Genomic DNA, 16,848 nt, shown 5'->3' on the forward strand with positions numbered 1-16,848 from the left:
TCAGGGAGCAGGGACCGTCAGGCGTGGCCGGCTTCGGCCGAAAGCATGGCGGCGTTGATGCCCATGCCGGCGAGCGCCCGCTCATATTTGTCCTCGAGGCTGCGGTCGAAGATCAGTTCCTCATTGGCAGGGCAGGTGAGCCAGCCATTGTTGGCGACCTCGTTTTCGAGCTGGCCGGCCGCCCAGGAGGAATAGCCGAGCAGCATCGTCGCGCGTTTCGGCCCGGCGCCCTTGGAAATGGCGCGCACGATATCGAGCGTCGCCGTCAGGCAGATGTCGTCGCTCACCGGAATCGAGGAGTCGCTGGCATAATCGTCGGAATGCAGCACGAAGCCGCGGCCGCTCTCGACGGGGCCGCCCGTCTGGATTGGGAAGTCGCGCGCCCGCTGCGGCAGCACGATCGGCTCTTCCTGCTTAATCATGTCGAGATGCAGCAGCACGTCGGTGAAGGTGAGGCTTTGCGGCCGGTTGATGACGAAGCCCATGGCGCCGGCATCCGAATGCGCGCAGATGTAAATCACCGTGCGCGCAAAATTGCGGTCTTCCATTCCCGGCATGGCGATGAGGAACTGGCCATCGAAGAAGCCACGTTCCCGTCTGTTCTTCAGCGTCGATAAGGACATCGTTCCTCCTGCTGCCAGACCGCACTAAGGCCCCGACGAGAGAAGGATGGGCCAATGTCACAAATCAATCAACCGAAAATGAAGATTTAAATGGTCGCTGCTTCTGGCGGCCAGACAGCACTTTCGGTAAACCTTTGTTCCATGATGATTATTTTTCTGGCCCCGCGCCGGCTTTTGATGGCGGTCATGTCGGTGACCGCGGCCCTCGTCCCCTTTTGTTCCGCCCAGGCGGAAATGAGTGCCTGGGCTGAGGCCGAGGGTGGCCGCATGCGGCTCGTGGCGCTGGCGCCCGATGCCGGCGGCAAGATCCGCGCCGCCCTGCAGATCGAACCGAAACCGGGCTGGATCACCTATTGGCGCGAGCCGGGCAATGCCGGCATTCCGCCTCAGGTCACCATCGCGCCGGCAAGCGGCGTGACACTCGACGCCATTGCCTATCCCGTTCCGAAGCATTTTTTCAACGGCGGGATCGAGGATATCGCCTACGACGCGCCGGTGACGCTGCCGCTGTCGCTGACGGCGGCCGGCAACGGCGAGGTCAAGATCGACGCCACCGCCTTCATCGGCATCTGCAGGGATATCTGCATTCCCTTCCAGGCGAATTTTTCGCTGAAGCTCGCCCCTGCCACGCAGTCGCATCCGCAGGAGGAGGCGATCCTTGCGGCCGCCGATGCGACACTGCCGAAGCCGCCTTCGGCCGATTTCAAGGTCGCGGCCTATGCGGTCTCGCCCGACAGCAAGACGCTGTCGCTGACGCTTGCTTTGCCGGATGGGGGCAGGGGTGCTGCGCCCGATATCATCGTCACCGGGCCGAGCGGTTATGCCTTTACCAAACAGCGCGGCGGCCAGCGCGACGGCGCCACCTTCAAGACCGACATTGAAATCGGCAAGCTCCCCAAGAATTACAATATATCGGGCAAGCGCTGGGGCGTGCTGGTCATCGATGGCGGCAGGGCGATGGAGACCACGCTTGCCTTTGACTGACCGGCACTTATAGTCGCCCGATCCCCGGCGGCGCCCGCCGCCCAGCCCGAACCAACAGCCAGAACCCGAGGAGAAACCCATGACCATCGCGATCGGCGACAAGCTTCCGGCCGCCACCTTCAAGGAAAAGACCGCCGACGGCCCGGTCGAAATCACCACCGAGCAGCTCTTTGCCGGCAAGCGCGTCGTGCTCTTTGCCGTGCCCGGCGCCTTCACGCCCACCTGTTCGCTGAACCACCTGCCGGGTTATCTCGAAAACCGCGACACCATCCTCGGCAAGGGCGTCGACGATATCGCCGTGCTCGCCGTCAACGACTGGCACGTGATGGGCGCCTGGGCGCAATCCTCAGGCGGCTTCGGCAAGATCCACTTCCTTGCCGATTGGGACGCCAGCTTCACCAAGGCGATCGGCCTCGAAGCCGATCTCTCCGCCGGCGGCCTCGGGCTGCGCTCCAAGCGCTATTCGATGCTGGTCGAAGACAGCGTGGTGAAATCCCTCAACATCGAGGAAAGCCCCGGCCAGGCCACCGTCTCGGGTGCGGCGGCGATGCTGGAACAGCTCTGAGCGATCGAAAAGCCATCACCTAACCTGCTGACGTGGCTACAAGATCTGCCCCTCACCCTAACCCTCTCCCCGTAAAAACGGGGAGAGGGGACGTGCCCTGCGAGAGGTTGGTGGGATCGGAGAGGTCGCGGCATGGTCCCTTCGCCCCGTTTACGGGGAGAAGGTGCCGGCAGGCTGATGAGGGGCGGCCGAGGACTCGAGCGCTGCCATCGTCTAAAAGATTACACAGAGATAGCGACACATGAAGGGCGGCCGTTCGGTCGCCTTTTTCAATTGGGAGCAGCTTTAAACTCCGCCTCAATCCTGCCGCATTCGTTATAACATAACCGTAATGTTATTACATCGCAGGATCCGCCATGCCCCCAAGCCCCGACCGCCACTCCGTCAGCCTTATGGGACAATCGGCATTATCGAGGGTGATCGGCATCATGCTGGTCGTTGCCGCCCTCTGGCTCGCCATCCACTGGGCGGTTCTGCTGCCATGACGCCGCTGATCCGTCTCGACAATGTGACGGTCGCCTATCACGGGCACCCGGCCATCCATCATGTATCCGGCGCTTTTGCGGCCGGCAGCCTGACGGCGATTGCCGGGCCGAACGGGGCGGGCAAGTCGACGCTGTTGAAGGCGATCATGGGTGAGCTCCGCCCGGCCGAGGGCAGGGTCGAGCACCGGCTCGGGCGGGCGGAATTCGGTTATCTCCCGCAGGCGGCCGAGATCGACCGCCGCTTTCCGATCTCGGTCATCGACACCGTCATGCTCGGCGCCTGGAAGAAAGCAGGCGCCTTCGGCCAGGCCACCGTCTCGGGTGCCGCCGCGATGCTGGAACAGCTCTGAGCGATCGAAAAGCCGTCACCTAACCTGCTGATGTCGCTACAAGATCTGCCCCTCACCCTAACCCTCTCCCCGTAAAAACGGGGAGAGGGGACGTGCCCTGCGAGAGGTTGGTGGGGAATGGAGAGGTGCGGCATATCCCCTTCGCCCCGCAAGCGGGGAGAAGGTGCCGGCAGGCGGATGAGGGGCGTGCCGCGGACTCGAGCGCTGCCATCGTCTAAAGATTACACAGACATCGCGACACATGAAGGGCGGCCGTTCGGTCGCCTTTTTCAATTGTGTGAGCAGCTTTAAACTCCGCCTCAATCCTGCCGCAATCGTTATAACATAGCCGTAATGTTATTACGTTGCAGGATCCGCCATGCCCCCGAGACCCGACCGTCCCACCGTAAGCCTTATGGCACAATCGGCATTATCGAGGGTGATCGGCATCATGCTGGTAGTAGCCGCCCTCTGGCTCGCCATCCACTGGGCGGTTCTGCTGCCATGACGCCGCTGATCCGTCTCGACAATCTGACGGTCGCCTATCACAGGCACCCGGCCGTCCACCATGTCTCCGGCGCTTTTGCGGCCGGCAGCCTGACGGCGATTGCCGGACCGAACGGGGCGGGCAAGTCGACGCTGTTGAAGGCGATCATGGGCGAGCTCCGCCCGGCTGAGGGCAGGGTCGAGCACCGGCTCGGGCGGGCGGAATTCGGTTATCTCCCGCAGGCGGCCGAGATCGACCGGCGTTTCCCGATCTCGGTGATCGACACCGTCCTGCTCGGCGCCTGGAAGAAGGCGGGCGCCTTCGGCCGCATCGCGCCTGGCGAGGTGAAAAGGGCAGGCGAGGCGCTTGCCGCCGTCGGGCTCGAAGGCTTCGCAAAGCGCCATGTCGGCTCGCTCTCGGCCGGACAGTTCCAGCGCGTGCTTTTTGCCCGGCTGCTGCTCCAGGACGCCAACATCATCCTGCTCGACGAGCCGTTCACGGCAATCGATGCCCGCACGACCCGGGATCTCGTCGATCTCGTCCTCCGCTGGCATGGCGAGGGCCGCACGGTGATAGCAGTGCTTCACGATTTCGATCTCGTCCGCGCCCATTTCCCCGAAACTCTGCTGCTTGCCCGCGAGCTTGTCGGCTGGGGCCCGACCGCCGCGGTCATGTCGCCGGCCAATCTCTTGCAGGCGCGCGCCATGGCCGAGCGCTGGGATGAGGATGCGGCGGCCTGCGAACCCCGTGAGGCGCCGGCGGCATGACGGCTTACGATCTCTTCCTCGCGCCCTTTGCCGATTTCGGTTTCATGCGCCGGGCCCTCGTCGCCTGCCTCTGCCTCGGGCTCGGCTCTGGGCCGATCGGCGTCTTCCTGATGCTGCGGCGGATGAGCCTGATGGGCGATGCCATGAGCCATGCGGTCCTGCCGGGGGCGGCGATTGGCTACCTCGTCGCCGGCTCGCTGTCGCTGACGGCGATGGGCATCGGCGGCCTCGTCGCCGGCCTGTCGGTGGCGCTGCTGTCGGGTGCCGTCAGCCGGATGACCGTGCTGCGGGAGGATGCGAGCTTTGCGAGCTTCTACCTTGCATCGCTGGCGCTCGGCGTGCTGATCGTGTCATTGCGCGGCTCGAACATCGATCTGCTGCACGTGCTCTTCGGCACTATCCTGGCGATCGATGCGCCGGCGCTTTATCAGATCGGCGCGATCACGTCGCTGACGCTCGTCGTGCTTGCCGCCGTCTACCGGCCGCTGGTTGCCGAATGTTTCGATCCGGGTTTTCTCAGCGCCGTCGGCGGCCGCGGCCCGGCCTATCATGTGCTCTTCCTGCTGCTGGTGGTGCTGAACCTCGTCGCCAGCTTCCAGGCACTCGGCACGCTGATGGCGGTCGGCCTGATGATGCTGCCGGCCGCGGTCGCCCAGCTCTGGTCGCGCAGCCTGCCTGTCATGATGGCGATCGCGGCCGCAAGTGCCGCCGCCTCCGGCTATTTTGGCCTGATCGCCTCCTACCATCTCGAGCTTGCCTCCGGCCCGACCATCATCATGACGGCCGCGGCGATCTACACATTTTCGATCCTGTTCGCGCCGTCGGGCCTTGCCCGGCGCTTCTTTCCCCGCCCGCATCTGAAGGGCTGATCCCAAGGAGACTTCGATGAATCCGCGCAGACTGCTTCTTGCCGCCGCACTTCCCGCGCTGATGGCGCTCTCGCCCGCATCGGCTTCCGCCGAAACGGTGAAGGTGGTGGCCTCCTTCACCGTGCTTGCCGATGTCGTCAAACAGGTCGGTGGCGATCATGTGCATGTGACGAGCCTGGTCGGGCCGAACGGCGACCCCCATGAATTCGAGCCGTCGCCGGCCGATGCCAAGAACCTGAAGGCGGCCAACGTCGCCTTCGTCAGCGGCGAGGGCCTGGAAGGCTGGATGGACCGGCTGATCACCGCCTCGGGCTATAAGGGCAAGCCGGTCACGGTGTCCGAGGGTATCGCCACCCGCACCATGGAAGAGGATGGCGCCGAGATCACCGATCCGCATGTCTGGAACAGCCCGGTCAACGTCAAGATCTGGGTCGCCAATATCGAAAAGGCGCTGTCATCGGCCGATCCGGCCGATGCCGGCGCCTTCAGAGCCAATGCCGAGAAATACACGAAGACGCTCGATGAGTTGAACGCCTATGCCCATGCGAAATTCGACAGCATCGCCGACGACCGCCGCAAGGTGCTGACCAGCCATGACGCTTTCGGCTATTTCGGCCGCGAATATAAAATCAGCTTTCTCGCGCCGCTCGGTCTTTCCACCGAAAGCGAAGCCTCGGCCGCCGATGTCGCCAAGCTGATCGACCAGATCAAGAGCGAACATGTGAAGGCCTATTTCTTCGAAAATTCCAACGATCCGCGCCTCGTCAAGCAGGTCGCCAAGGCCACCGGCGCCGAGCCCGGCGGCGAGCTCTATGTCGAATCGCTGTCCGACGCCAAGGGACCGGCCCCGACCTATGCGAAGATGTTCCGCTACAATGTCGACCAGCTCGCCGCCGCCATGGCGAAATCGAGCTGAGAAAGGGACTGAGGTCGTGCGCCGCCGCTCTAGAACAATTCCAGCAAAAGTGTGTAACGGTTTTGCGTCCGGAATTGCGTGAAAACAAAGCGATCGAGCATTTCCGTGATTCGAAGAAAAACGGAAATGCTCTAGCAGCGCTCGACACCCTTTGCCGCCAGGATCCCGTCGACGGCAGGCGAGGTCAGGAAGGCCGACAGCTGCCCGGCGGCTTCTGCGACCGTGGAAGAGGCGCTGACGCCAATGGCGAAGTCGATATAACTTTGGAGTTCTGTCGGAAAGCGGCCGACAAGCATGACCTCGGGAGCGGCAGCGAGTATCGACGTCACGGGAACCACACCCAGCTCGGCTTCACCACGTCCGACGGCCGACGCTGTCTGCCCTCCAGATATGCTCACGAGTTTGGGTTTCACCTCATCGGCTATCCCCAGGCGAGAAATCAGGCCGGAGAAGTAGCCCCCGCTGCTTCCGTCACTGGCATAGGCAATCGATCTGGCGCTCTTCAGGGCCTGCTTGAATGCTTCGACAGAGCCTATATCGAGCGGTCGACCGCCTGCCTTGGCAGCCATGCCCATGCCTATTCGGCCAAACGCGGCTTCGCTCCCCGCCTTGACCTTTCCCAAGGCAGTCAAATCCTGAACCATCGGCGGATTGATGATCACGACGTCAAAAGCTTCCCCCGCCTCAATCTGCTTCTTGACTGTCGGATTGACCTCCCACTTGGTCACAACCCTGAAACCGGTGGCGGTTTCGAATTGCGGAATGAGGGCAAGGACGGCGGGACGCACCGCGATCGCGCCAAAAAGTCGGATTTCCTGAGTCATGACCCAACCTGAAACCGGTGGAAACTTCCTTAGGATAAAACGGCTCCGCCGCCCTCACACATTGAGGTCGAAGACCAGGATGCCGGCGAGACCCCCGTCCGTCGACGAGACGATGCGCTCGCCGACGGCCACATGTTCGGGATGGACGAGATAGGCGTCCCGGGCTTCGGCGCTTTCGAAGGTCACGGCAAAACCGTCGACGAAGCCGCCATGCAGCCCTTCGGGCGAAACATTCGGCCCGTATTTGATATCCAATATGCCGGGAATGACCTGTTTCAGGGCGACGATCGCGTCGAAAAGCGCCTGCTTCTCGTCGCTCGTCACCGCCATCTTCAGCCGCAGGAATACGCAGTGCAGGATCATATGGTCCTCCCGATTTTCTGTGCCGGCAGCATAGCGGCGAAAGCCGGGAGGGCAACGGGATTATTTTCGTGCAGGCCGGATGAGGACAGACCTACATCTGGTCGGTTGCGGCCGGGTCGCGGTTGTAGATCTTGCGGACGAGTTCACGGGCATTTGCGCGGGCTTCGTCTTTCTGGGCCGACGTCATCGGCCGGCAGGTGTTGCGAAGGTTGGAGGCGTCGAGCACGGTGCTGGCGCCGGAATTGGCGATGACGAGATGCCAGCCGCAGGAGGCGACCCTGTCGATAACCACCGCGTCGTGGCATCCGGAAGACAGGCAGAAGGCCACGGTCTGCTGTGCGGCGTGATTGCCTTTCAGCGCCAGCTGCAGCGCCGTCGGGAATTCGGCGGTCCATCGCTCACAATGCTTCGCCCCGGATTGGCAGGCTTTGATGACGGGTTGAATTTCGCCGGCCTGAAGCGGCGAGACGAAAAAAGCGCCGATCGACAGCGCGAGGAGAAGTTTGAGCATCAAATTTTCCTTATGCGATGGAGGAGAGGCGCATATCGCCGGTCGTTGGTCAATGACTATTCGTGGGGGAGAGACGCGCCCGGCAGAGGCCGGGCGACAAAGCAACCCTTAGGCCGCTCACGCCCGTTTCGTCAGCGGAAACCGGTCGCGCAGCAGCCGCAGCACCGATTCCGAAGGGATCGGCGGGCCGAACAGGTAGCTCTGCCCGTAGCTGCAGCCCATTTTGGCAAGTTCGATCGCGTCTTCGTTGGATTCGATCCCTTCGGCCACCACCTTCATCTCAAGCTCCCGCGCCATCGATATCACCGACCGGAGCACGGTCGCCTTCTTGTCGCTGCTGTCGCGCACCAGCGCCTTGTCCAGCTTGATCGTATCGAAGGGGAAGCGGGTGAGATAGGCAAGCGACGAATAGCCGGTGCCGAAATCGTCGAGCGCCAGCCCGATGCCGGCCTCCTTCAGCTTCTGAAGCACGAGACGGGCCTGTTCCGGATTTTCCATCACCATGGATTCCGTCAGTTCCAGCTTGAGCCGCGAGGGTGTGCAATGCGTCTTGGCAAGAACCGAACGCACGTCGTCATATAGCTCGTTGTTGAGCAGCTGCACGCTCGACAGGTTGATCGAGACGAAGATCGGCAATTCGCCGGTCTGGCTCTGCCAGCTCATCAGGTCATTGGTCGCCTGTTCCAGCGCGAACACGCCGAGCGCGCTGATGATATCGGAGGACTCGGCGATCGGAATGAATTCCGACGGCGGGATATTGCCGCGCTTGGGATGTTCCCAGCGCATCAGCGCCTCGAAGCCGGCAACCTCGACGTCCTCCAGCCGAGCGATCGGCTGGTAGACCATCGACAATTCCTTGCGCTCGATGGCGCGGCGCAGATCCGTTTCGAGCTGCAGCCGATCGGTGCCGAAGTCGCGGAACGCCGGCTGGAACGGCTCGACGCGGTTGCCGCCGGCCCGTTTGGCGCGGTACATGGCAAGCTCGGCGTCGCTCAGCAGGCCGGTGGCGCTTTCCTGCCGGTCCACCCAGGAGGCGAGCCCGATCGACGCCGTCAGGATGATCTCGCGATTGGCGAAGTTGATCGGCACCATGATCGCCTTGCTGACCGCATCGGCGAAATCGGCCACCTTGGCCGGATTGTGCTCCGACACCAGGATGAGGCCGAACTGGTCGCCGGCAAGCCGCGCCAGCGTGTCCTGCGGCTTCATCAGGCGGCGCAGGCGCCGCGTCAGCGCGATCAGAATGTTATCGCCGGCGGCGACGCCCAGCGAATCATTGACCAGCTTGTAGCGGTCGATGTCGATCACCATCACGGTCGGGCGCAGCGTCTCGCCGCCCGGCGCCAGCGCCAGCACGGCCTGCAGCCGGTCGAGGAAGACCTGCCGGTTCGGCAGGCCGGTCAGATTGTCGTGCAGCGCATCGTGCAGCAGCCGCTCGACCGAATTCTTCTGCTCGGTGACGTCGACGATCGTGCCGACGCAGCGGATGATCTCGCCGTTGGAGCCGAGCACCGGCCGGGCGCGGATCAGCAGCCAGTGGAAATGCCCGTCCTCGGCACGGATGCGGAATTCGTGGTTCAGCCGGCCGCGCCGGTGTTCGAGCAGCACGTCGAGCGTGGCTCGGAAGCGATCGCGGTCGTCAGGGTGCAGCCGCGGCAGCCAGTTGCGCGCAGCCCCATGCATGGTGCCCGGCGACAGGCCGAGCTTGACCGAGACGTCGGGAATGGTGACGACGCGGTCGCGCGCGACATCCCAGTCCCACACCATGTCGCCGGAGCCGGTCAGCGCCAGCGACTGCCGCTCGAGATCGGAAAACAGCCCCTGCTGGAAGGCGCCGCCGGCAAAGGCGTGCTGCATGACGGTGAAGCCGATCAGGAGCACGATCAGCACCAGGCCGCCGCCGAGCGCCGGCTGGATGATGTCATTGTCGAGCCGGCCGGTGACCGTCAGCCACGCCCCGAACAGCCAGACGAGCGTCAGCGCCCAGGCCGGCACCAGCAGGATGGCGCGGTCGTAGCGGTTGAAGCCGAGATAGATGATGAGCAGCAGCCCGGTCGCCGCCGTCAGCGCGAAGGAAAGCCGGGCGATGCCGGCGGCGATCGACGGATCGTAGATGGCCACGCCGAAGAGCAGGGCAAGGCCGAGCACCCAGGCAAGCGTGGCGTAGCCGAGATGGGCGTGCCAGCGGTTGAGGTTCAGATAGGTGAAGAGGAAGATGACGAAGCTCGAGGCGAGCGCTACCTCCGCGCAGGCGCGCCATATTCGCTGGTCGGCGGAGGCGACGCTGATCAGCTTGCCGAGAAAGCCGAAGTCGACGCAGATATAGCCGAGCACCGCCCAGGCTAGCGCCGCCGTCGCCGGCAGCATCGAGGTGCCCTTGACGACGAAGAGGATGGTCAGGAACACGGCGAGAAGCCCGGCGATGCCGAGCACGATGCCGCGATAGAGCGTGAAGGCGTTGATCGTGTCCTTGTAGGCGTTCGGTTCCCAGAGATAGATCTGCGGCAGCTCCGGCGTCGACAATTCGGCGACGAAGGTGATGACGGCGCCGGGGTTGAGCGTGATGCGGAAGACGTCGGCCTCGTCGCTCGGCTGCCGGTCGAGCGCAAAACCTTCGCTCGGCGTGATTGCTAAGATGCGCTGCGAGCCGAGATCCGGCCAGAAGAGCTTGGAATTGACCAGACGGAAATGCGGCGCGACGATCACGCGTTCGAGCTGTTCCTCCGAGACGTTGGCAAGCGCAAACACCGCCCAGTCGCCCTGATGGTTTTCCGAACTCGCCCTGACCTCGATGCGCCGGCGGATACCGTCGGCGCCGGCCGCCGTCGAAACCTGGAAGGCCTCGCCCTGATTGGCGTAGATCTCGGTCGTCGCCGTCAGGTCGAGCGCGGTATCGTCACGGGAAATCTTCACCGGTTCGGCCGCCTGGGCAAGGCCCGCCGTCAGGGCGAAAACCGCCAGCAAAAGGGCTGCGATCACCGCGATCACTCGTCCGGACGGTGACTTGGGCAGCATGCGGGTTCTGGTCATCGGCTGTCGGTTTTCCTGCCTTTATCCGTATCGGTGGCGAGCCGTGAGAACATCACGTGGTCGTGCCACTGACCGTTGATCTTCAAATATCCGCGCAGATAGCCTTCCCGCTGGAACCCGGCCTTTTCAAGCAGACGCATGCTGCGCGCGTTATCTGGAATACAGGCTGCTTCAATACGGTGCAACTCAAGCCCGGAGAAGATGTAAGGAATAACCATCTGAAGGGCGGCGTACATATGCCCTTGGCCGGCATGGCGTTCGCCCATCCAGTAGCCGATCATGCAGCTTTGTGCCGCCCCGCGCCTGATGTAGCCGATGGTGATGCCGCCGACGAGTGTCCTGTTTTCCTTGAGGAAGATGAACAGCGGGATCGCCTGGCCGGAGGCATATTCCTGCTTGCCGCGGATGACGCGGGCGCGGTAGGCGCCTTCCGTCAGCTCGTCGCGCCGCCAGGTCGGTTCCCAGGGTTCCAGGAACTTGCGGCTTTCGGCGCGCAGCCGGTGCCACTGGTTGAAATCCTGATAGCGCGGCAGCCGCAGGAGATATTTGTCATTCTCCAGCTCCACCGCATCCGGCTGCCGTGACAGGAACCGAAACACCGATTTTGGCATCGATCACTCCCGGCAGACGGACGTCGGCTCAACTGGCCTGCATCGTCTTCGGCGCCGGGACCGAAAGCGAGGCAACGATGTCTTCCATCGGCGCGAGCTGCTCCAGGGGCCCGATCGCCGAAAGCGTCGGCACCGTGTCGTAGAACAGCCGGCCGGCGAGATCCGTCAGCCGCTCGATGGTGATGCCTTCCAGCCGTTCCATCATCTCCGGATTGGAGATCGGCCGGCCGTAGAGCATCATCTGCCTGGCGACCTGGCCGGCGCGGGCGGCCGGGCTCTCCTGGCCCATCAGCAGCTGGGCGCGGATCTGGGCGCGGGCGCGCTCGATTTCCTTCTGGTGGATCTGATTGGCCGACTTGTGCAGCTCGTCGATGAGGACGGGCACCAGCTCCGGCAGGTTCTCGCCGCCGGTCGCGGCATGAATGCCGAAGATGCCGGTGTCGGAAAAACCCCAGTGAAAGGCATAGACAGAATAACAGAGGCCGCGGAATTCGCGCACTTCCTGGAACAGCCGCGAGGACATGCCGCCGCCGAGGATGTTGGCCAGAATCTGCGAGCAGTAGAAATCGCGGGCGTGGTAGGGCTTGCCTTCGAAGCCGAGCAGGATCTGCGCATCCATCAGATCGCGCGGTTCGCGCACGCTGCCGCCGATATAACGCGCCGCTTCCATGACCGGCGGCGCGGATGGCGCGGTCGGCAGGCTCGCGAAGCGATCCTCGACCATGCGCAGGAATTCCTGGTGGTCGACGGCGCCGGTCGCCACCACGAACATCCGGTCGGTCGTGTAATTGCGGCCGAGATAGGTGCGGATCTGCTGCGGCGTGAAGGAGACGACGGTCTCAGGCGTGCCGAGGATCGCGCGCCCGAGCGTCTGGTCGCGATAGGCGGCTTCGGAGAAACGGTCGAACACCACGTCGTCGGGTGTGTCGTTGGCGGCGTTGATCTCCTGCAGGATCACCTGCTTCTCGCGCTCCAGCTCCTCCTCCTCAAAGGCCGATTCCGTCAGAATGTCGGCGAGGATGTCGACGGCGAGCGGCACATGATCCTTGAGCACGCGGGCATAGTAGGAGGTCGTCTCGGTCGAGGTGGCGGCATTGACTTCGCCGCCCACATCCTCGATCTCCTCGGCGATCTGGCGGGCCGAGCGGCGCGCCGTGCCCTTGAAAGCCATATGTTCGAGCAGGTGGGCGATGCCGTGCTCGTCTTCCGTCTCGTTACGCGATCCCGATTTGATCCAGACTCCGAGCGCAACGCTTTCCAGGTGCGGCATGGTTTCTGTGACTACTGTCAGCCCGGATTTGAGCCGGGTGCACTCAACTGTCATTGGCTATCTTTCTGCGCCTGCTGTCGTCTCGCCGCGGGCATGTTTGCCGATAAAAGTCTCAACGGCTTTCAGCTCCGGCTTGATGATCTGGAAACGCTCCTCCCTGTGCATCAGATCAGCAAGCCACGTCGGAAGCGCCGGGTCAATACCGCAGGCCGATTTTACGGCAACCGGGAATTTCGCCGGATGGGCGGTCGCAAGCGTCACCATCGGCGTATTCGGCTTTTCTTTCTTCTTGGCAACGAACACGCCGATCGCCGAATGCGGATCAAGCAGATAGCCGGTCTCGGCATGAGTCTTGCGGATCGTCTCGGCCACCTGCTTCTCGCTGGCGCGACCGGCGCGGAAGTCGCGGCGGATGGCCTTCAGCGCCTGGCTGCCGATCTCGAAGCCGCTGGATTGCTTGAGGCTTTCCATCGCCGCGCGCACCTTCGAGGCATCACGCCCATAGGCTTCGAACAGCAGCCGCTCGAAGTTCGAGGAGATCTGGATGTCCATCGACGGCGAAGTCGTTGCCTTGACCGCCTTCATGTCGTAGCGGCCGGTCTTCAGCGTCCTGGTCAGGATGTCGTTCTCATTGGTGGCGATGACGAGCCGGTCGATCGGCAGGCCCATGCGCTTGGCGCAGTAGCCGGCGAAAATATCGCCGAAATTGCCGGTCGGCACCGTGAACGAGATCTTCCGGTCCGGGCCGCCGAGGGCGACGGCGGTTGTGAAATAATAGACTATCTGGGCCATGATGCGCGCCCAGTTGATCGAGTTGACGCCGGAGAGGCGGACCTTGTCGCGGAAGGCGGCGTCGTTGAACATCGCCTTGACGAGATTCTGGCAGTCGTCGAAATTACCCTCGACGGCAAGCGCATGCACATTGGACGCGGTCGAGGTCGTCATCTGCCGCTGCTGCACCGGCGAGACCTTGCCATGCGGGAAGAGGATGAAGATGTCGGTGCGCTCGCGCCCCGCAAAGGCGTCGATCGCCGCCCCGCCGGTATCGCCCGAGGTGGCGCCGACGATCGTCGCCCGCTCGCCGCGCCTCTCCAGCGCATAATCCATCAGCCGGGCGAGCAGCTGCATCGCCACGTCCTTGAAGGCGAGCGTCGTGCCGTGGAAGAGCTCCATGACGAAGCTGTTCGGCCCGGTCTGGACGAGCGGCGCGATCGCCGGATGGCGGAAGGTGCCGTAGGCCTCGTCGATCATCGCCCGGAAGGTGTCCTTAGGGATTTCGCCATTGGTGAAGGGCGACAGGATGGTGAAGGCGATCTCCTGATAGGTCTTTCCCCTGAGCGCGCGGATCTCTTTCTTCGAAAACTGCGGCCATTGGCGGGGAACGTAGAGCCCGCCGTCGCGCGCCAGGCCCGTCAGCAGGGCGTCGCAAAAGCCGAGGGAAGGGGCCTCGCCGCGGGTCGAGATATAGTCCACGTTCGTCATCCTTGATCTATCGCTGAAAGAAATCCGGCAGCTTGCTTTGCCGGAAACCGAGAAGGCGCGGGGGCTGCTGACATACGATCGCCGTTATCTTGTTGAAGTTGCCCGCATCCGGCGGCGAAAAGTACATCAAAACGGCGCGTACCCAATCGATTTTTGTTTGAGCCGCTGATATAGACCATCGCAAACCGTCGTGAAAGGCCTCACGCAAAAGACATGGGGCTTCCAAGAAACGCTTGTGCAAGGGGTGGAATATCGTGCTCGGCAAGGTCTCGCGTCTCATCGTCTCCGCTTCTCTTGCCGCCCTGCTCGCCGGCTGCAATTCGCTCGGCCTAGGGGGCGACAGCAAACCGGAGGCTGCACCGACCCAGTCGAACGGCAATGCCCAGATCATGCCGCTGGCGCCGTCCAACCCCTCCTCGAACAATCCTTCGATCGGCACGGCCACGACCGCGCAGGGCACGACCGCCCCGGTCGTCCAGGGCGCCTGCCCGCAGATCTTCATGCGCGACCAGGATGCGATCTTCCGCACCTATGCCAAGGGCAAGAAGGACGATCCGCAGCAGATCGTCGTCCAGGCCTCCTTCGGCGATTACACCCGCCAGTGCATGCTGAATGAGACGAACCTGACGATGACGGTCGTCGCCCAGCTGCGCCTGATCACCGGCCCGGCCGGCAAGCCCGGCCCGGTGACGCTGCCGATCCGTGTCAGCATCCTCGACGGCGAGAACGTTCTCTATTCCGAGGTCACCAAGTTCGCGACCGAGATCCCGTCGGGCGCCCCGGGCACCCAGGTCATCTTCCGCAAGGAAGGCATCAAGATGCCGGTCGGCGCCGGCGCCCTGGTGCGCGTCAACGTCGGCTTCGACACCCAGCCGGCCAAGAGCAAGAAGAGCAGCTAAAGCTATTCCGGGGAGCGATCCCGCGTCCATCGCTCTTCGCGCAGAGCCAGCCGCATGGGATCCCAGGGTCAAGCCCTGGGATGACGGAGGAGAGGTGGTGGCGGACGCATAAGCCGGCGTGGACGAGAGGTGGCACTGGCATAAGTCCGCCAGCGCGGAAGCGAGGTGGCGCCGCGACGCATCGGCTCAGCAAAGACAATGAAGCTTCGGCAAAAGCGGCGCCGCACAAGCCTCGGCGAAAGCGACATCCCGCAAGCGGGCTCTCAAGCTGCGCCGGCGGTGCATGCGGCGAGAACGCCAACCCACACTCCGTCATCCCAGGGCTTGACCCTGGGATCCACGACCAAGCACGCGGCGTCAATAATTTCCTGCCGCTGGCCTCCATCAATTCACGTAGTGCCAGCCGCATGGATCCCAGGGTCAAGCCCTGGGATGACTGAGGAGAGGTGGCGCCGGGATGCAAAAGCCCGCTGGGGCGGAAGCGGTGGTGCCGGGACATCGGTTCAGCAGCGGCGATGGAGCAACGGCGAAGCGGCGTTGCACAAGCCTCGGCAAAAGCGACATCCCACAAGCTGCGCCGGCTCCCAAGCTGCACCGCCGGTGGGTCTGGCAACAGCGCCAACCCCACACTCCGTCATCCCAGGGGCTTGAGCCTGGATTCACGACCGGCACGTGGCTGCAATTATTCCCTGCGGCTGGACTCCATCGCTCCTCACACAGCGCCAGCCGAATGGATCCCAGGGTCAAGCCCTGGGATGACGGAGGAGAGGTGGTGCCGGACGCACAAGCCTGCGCGGACGAGAGGTGGTGGCGGGGTGTATAAGTGCGCCAGCGCGGAAGCGAGGTGGTGCCGGGACGCATGGCCAGCAGCGGCGATGAAGCGACGGCAGATGCGGCGCCTCGCAAGCCTCGGCGAAAGCGAAGCTGCGCCGGCTCTCCAAATTGCACCGGCGGTGCGTGTGGCGAGAACGCCAACCCCACACTCCGTCATCCCAGGGCTTGACCCTGGGATCCACCACCAAGCACTCGGCTTTCTAATTTCACGCCCGGTGGATGCCGTCGCTCTTCACGCAGTGCGGGCGGGCGAAAGCGGCAGCGTGCCCGCGTGATGGGCCGGGCCCTAGAACACGCCTTCCCAGGCCGCAAGCGCGGCAACGACGCCGGGCAGGTCGTTCATGCGTGAGATTGCCGTCTCGGCGCCGGCATCGGTCAGCTTGTCGGCATGGGCGGGATAGCTGTGCGAGGCGCCGGTGAAGCCGATGACGCGCATGCCGGCGGCGCGCGCTGCGTGCACGCCGTGCACGGAATCCTCGACCACCACGACCTTGTCGGGCGACACGCCCATCTGGCTTGCCCCATGCAGGAAGATGTCGGGCTTCGGCTTGGCACGGTCGGGGCCGAGATCCTTTGCCGAGAAGATGTTGGGCGCAAACAGCGGCTTCAGGCCGACCTTGCCGAGCATCATGTCGAGCCGCTTGGTGCTCGAATTGGAGCAGATGCAGCGCTTCATCGGCAGCCGGGAGACGGCGAATTCGACGCCGGCGATAGGCTTGACGTCGTTCGCCAGCCTGATGTCGAGCAGCTTCTCCGACTTCTCCAGCAGCGAGGCCGAAAGCGGGATGCTCGCCTCGCGCTCGATCTGCAGCAGGATGTTGCGCCAGGTCATGCCGGCGAAGCGCTCGCCCATTTCCTCTACGCCGATCGGATATCCGGCTTCCGTCAGAAGCGCGGATTCGACTTCGGCTGCGATGATTTCGGAATCGACCAGAACGCCGTCGCAGTCGAAGATGATGAGGTCGAAGCCTTCCATATGTTCAAGCCTTGCTGGATATC

18 protein-coding genes and 1 pseudogene are annotated in these 16,848 nt (G+C 63.6%); 9 read left to right on the plus strand and 10 right to left on the minus strand.

Translation table 11 applies throughout. The features are described from left to right. Positions 1-17: 17 nt before the first annotated feature. Positions 18-623, minus strand: a complete 606-nt coding sequence (locus J0663_RS13535) for a YqgE/AlgH family protein (RefSeq protein WP_207240825.1) — start codon at positions 621-623, stop codon at positions 18-20. Between the two features lie 141 nt (positions 624-764). On the opposite strand from J0663_RS13535, the gene J0663_RS13540 reads away from it, so the two are divergent. The 8 genes and pseudogenes from J0663_RS13540 (at position 765) to J0663_RS13565 (ending at position 6,025) form a co-directional block, all read left to right on the plus strand. Further along, positions 765-1,607, plus strand: a complete 843-nt coding sequence (locus J0663_RS13540; protein WP_207240826.1) for a protein-disulfide reductase DsbD domain-containing protein — start codon at positions 765-767, stop codon at positions 1,605-1,607. A 79-nt stretch (positions 1,608-1,686) separates the two neighbouring features. Next, positions 1,687-2,172, plus strand: a complete 486-nt coding sequence (locus tag J0663_RS13545) for a peroxiredoxin (protein ID WP_207240827.1) — start codon at positions 1,687-1,689, stop codon at positions 2,170-2,172. Positions 2,173-2,528: 356 nt separating this feature from the next. After that, positions 2,529-2,657, plus strand: a complete 129-nt coding sequence (locus J0663_RS31600; protein ID WP_259666877.1) for a hypothetical protein — start codon at positions 2,529-2,531, stop codon at positions 2,655-2,657. Beyond that, positions 2,654-2,965 (plus strand): annotated as a pseudogene (locus J0663_RS13550) (ATP-binding cassette domain-containing protein); the annotation flags it as partial. The gene J0663_RS31600 and the pseudogene J0663_RS13550, both read left to right, overlap by 4 nt. Before the next feature lie 400 nt (positions 2,966-3,365). After that, the gene (locus J0663_RS31605) at positions 3,366-3,494 is read left to right on the plus strand and encodes a hypothetical protein (protein ID WP_259666878.1); all 129 of its coding nucleotides are present in this window, start codon (positions 3,366-3,368) and stop codon (positions 3,492-3,494) included. Then, positions 3,491-4,240: a metal ABC transporter ATP-binding protein gene (locus J0663_RS13555; protein ID WP_207240828.1), complete on the plus strand. Its 750-nt coding sequence runs from the start codon at positions 3,491-3,493 to the stop codon at positions 4,238-4,240. Before J0663_RS31605 ends, J0663_RS13555 begins: the two co-directional genes overlap by 4 nt. Next, positions 4,237-5,109 carry a metal ABC transporter permease gene (locus J0663_RS13560; RefSeq protein ID WP_207240829.1) on the plus strand — a complete coding sequence of 291 codons (873 nt, stop codon included), beginning with the start codon at positions 4,237-4,239 and terminating at the stop codon, positions 5,107-5,109. Before J0663_RS13555 ends, J0663_RS13560 begins: the two co-directional genes overlap by 4 nt. Before the next feature lie 16 nt (positions 5,110-5,125). Continuing rightward, a complete protein-coding gene (locus tag J0663_RS13565; RefSeq protein WP_207240830.1) occupies positions 5,126-6,025 on the plus strand; it encodes a metal ABC transporter substrate-binding protein in 900 nt (299 codons plus the stop codon). Positions 6,026-6,156: 131 nt separating this feature from the next. Here J0663_RS13565 and J0663_RS13570 read toward each other — a convergent pair whose 3' ends face one another. From J0663_RS13570 to J0663_RS13605, 8 genes are all read right to left on the minus strand, one after another. Continuing rightward, positions 6,157-6,849 carry a substrate-binding domain-containing protein gene (locus J0663_RS13570; RefSeq protein ID WP_207240831.1) on the minus strand — a complete coding sequence of 231 codons (693 nt, stop codon included), beginning with the start codon at positions 6,847-6,849 and terminating at the stop codon, positions 6,157-6,159. A 54-nt stretch (positions 6,850-6,903) separates the two neighbouring features. Next, positions 6,904-7,212, minus strand: coding sequence for a Dabb family protein (locus J0663_RS13575; protein WP_207240832.1), 309 nt, complete (start codon positions 7,210-7,212; stop codon positions 6,904-6,906). Positions 7,213-7,303: 91 nt separating this feature from the next. Continuing rightward, positions 7,304-7,723, minus strand: a complete 420-nt coding sequence (locus J0663_RS13580) for a hypothetical protein (protein WP_207240833.1) — start codon at positions 7,721-7,723, stop codon at positions 7,304-7,306. A 117-nt stretch (positions 7,724-7,840) separates the two neighbouring features. After that, complete coding sequence (locus tag J0663_RS13585) at positions 7,841-10,753, minus strand: sensor domain-containing phosphodiesterase (protein ID WP_207240834.1); 2,913 nt, start codon at positions 10,751-10,753, stop codon at positions 7,841-7,843. Next, a complete protein-coding gene (locus J0663_RS13590) occupies positions 10,750-11,364 on the minus strand; it encodes a GNAT family N-acetyltransferase (RefSeq protein ID WP_207240835.1) in 615 nt (204 codons plus the stop codon). Before J0663_RS13590 ends, J0663_RS13585 begins: the two co-directional genes overlap by 4 nt. A 28-nt stretch (positions 11,365-11,392) precedes the next feature. Beyond that, a complete protein-coding gene (locus J0663_RS13595; protein ID WP_207240836.1) occupies positions 11,393-12,688 on the minus strand; it encodes a M16 family metallopeptidase in 1,296 nt (431 codons plus the stop codon). Between the two features lie 3 nt (positions 12,689-12,691). Next, entirely contained in the window at positions 12,692-14,116 is a 1,425-nt protein-coding gene (thrC, locus tag J0663_RS13600; protein ID WP_207240837.1) for a threonine synthase, read from the minus strand. Further along, positions 14,113-14,295 (minus strand): hypothetical protein, encoded by a 183-nt coding sequence (locus J0663_RS13605; protein ID WP_207240838.1) that lies wholly within the window; start codon positions 14,293-14,295, stop codon positions 14,113-14,115. The genes thrC and J0663_RS13605 overlap by 4 nt, the downstream gene beginning before the upstream one ends. Before the next feature lie 72 nt (positions 14,296-14,367). On the opposite strand from J0663_RS13605, the gene J0663_RS13610 reads away from it, so the two are divergent. After that, positions 14,368-15,015: a hypothetical protein gene (locus J0663_RS13610; protein ID WP_207244499.1), complete on the plus strand. Its 648-nt coding sequence runs from the start codon at positions 14,368-14,370 to the stop codon at positions 15,013-15,015. Positions 15,016-16,135: 1,120 nt separating this feature from the next. Here J0663_RS13610 and J0663_RS13615 read toward each other — a convergent pair. Beyond that, on the minus strand, positions 16,136-16,825 hold the full coding sequence (locus J0663_RS13615) for an HAD family hydrolase (protein ID WP_207240839.1): 690 nt from the start codon (positions 16,823-16,825) through the stop codon (positions 16,136-16,138). Positions 16,826-16,848 lie beyond the last annotated feature (23 nt).

This window comes from Rhizobium lentis (assembly GCF_017352135.1).
Taxonomy (GTDB): Bacteria; Pseudomonadota; Alphaproteobacteria; order Rhizobiales; family Rhizobiaceae; genus Rhizobium; species Rhizobium lentis.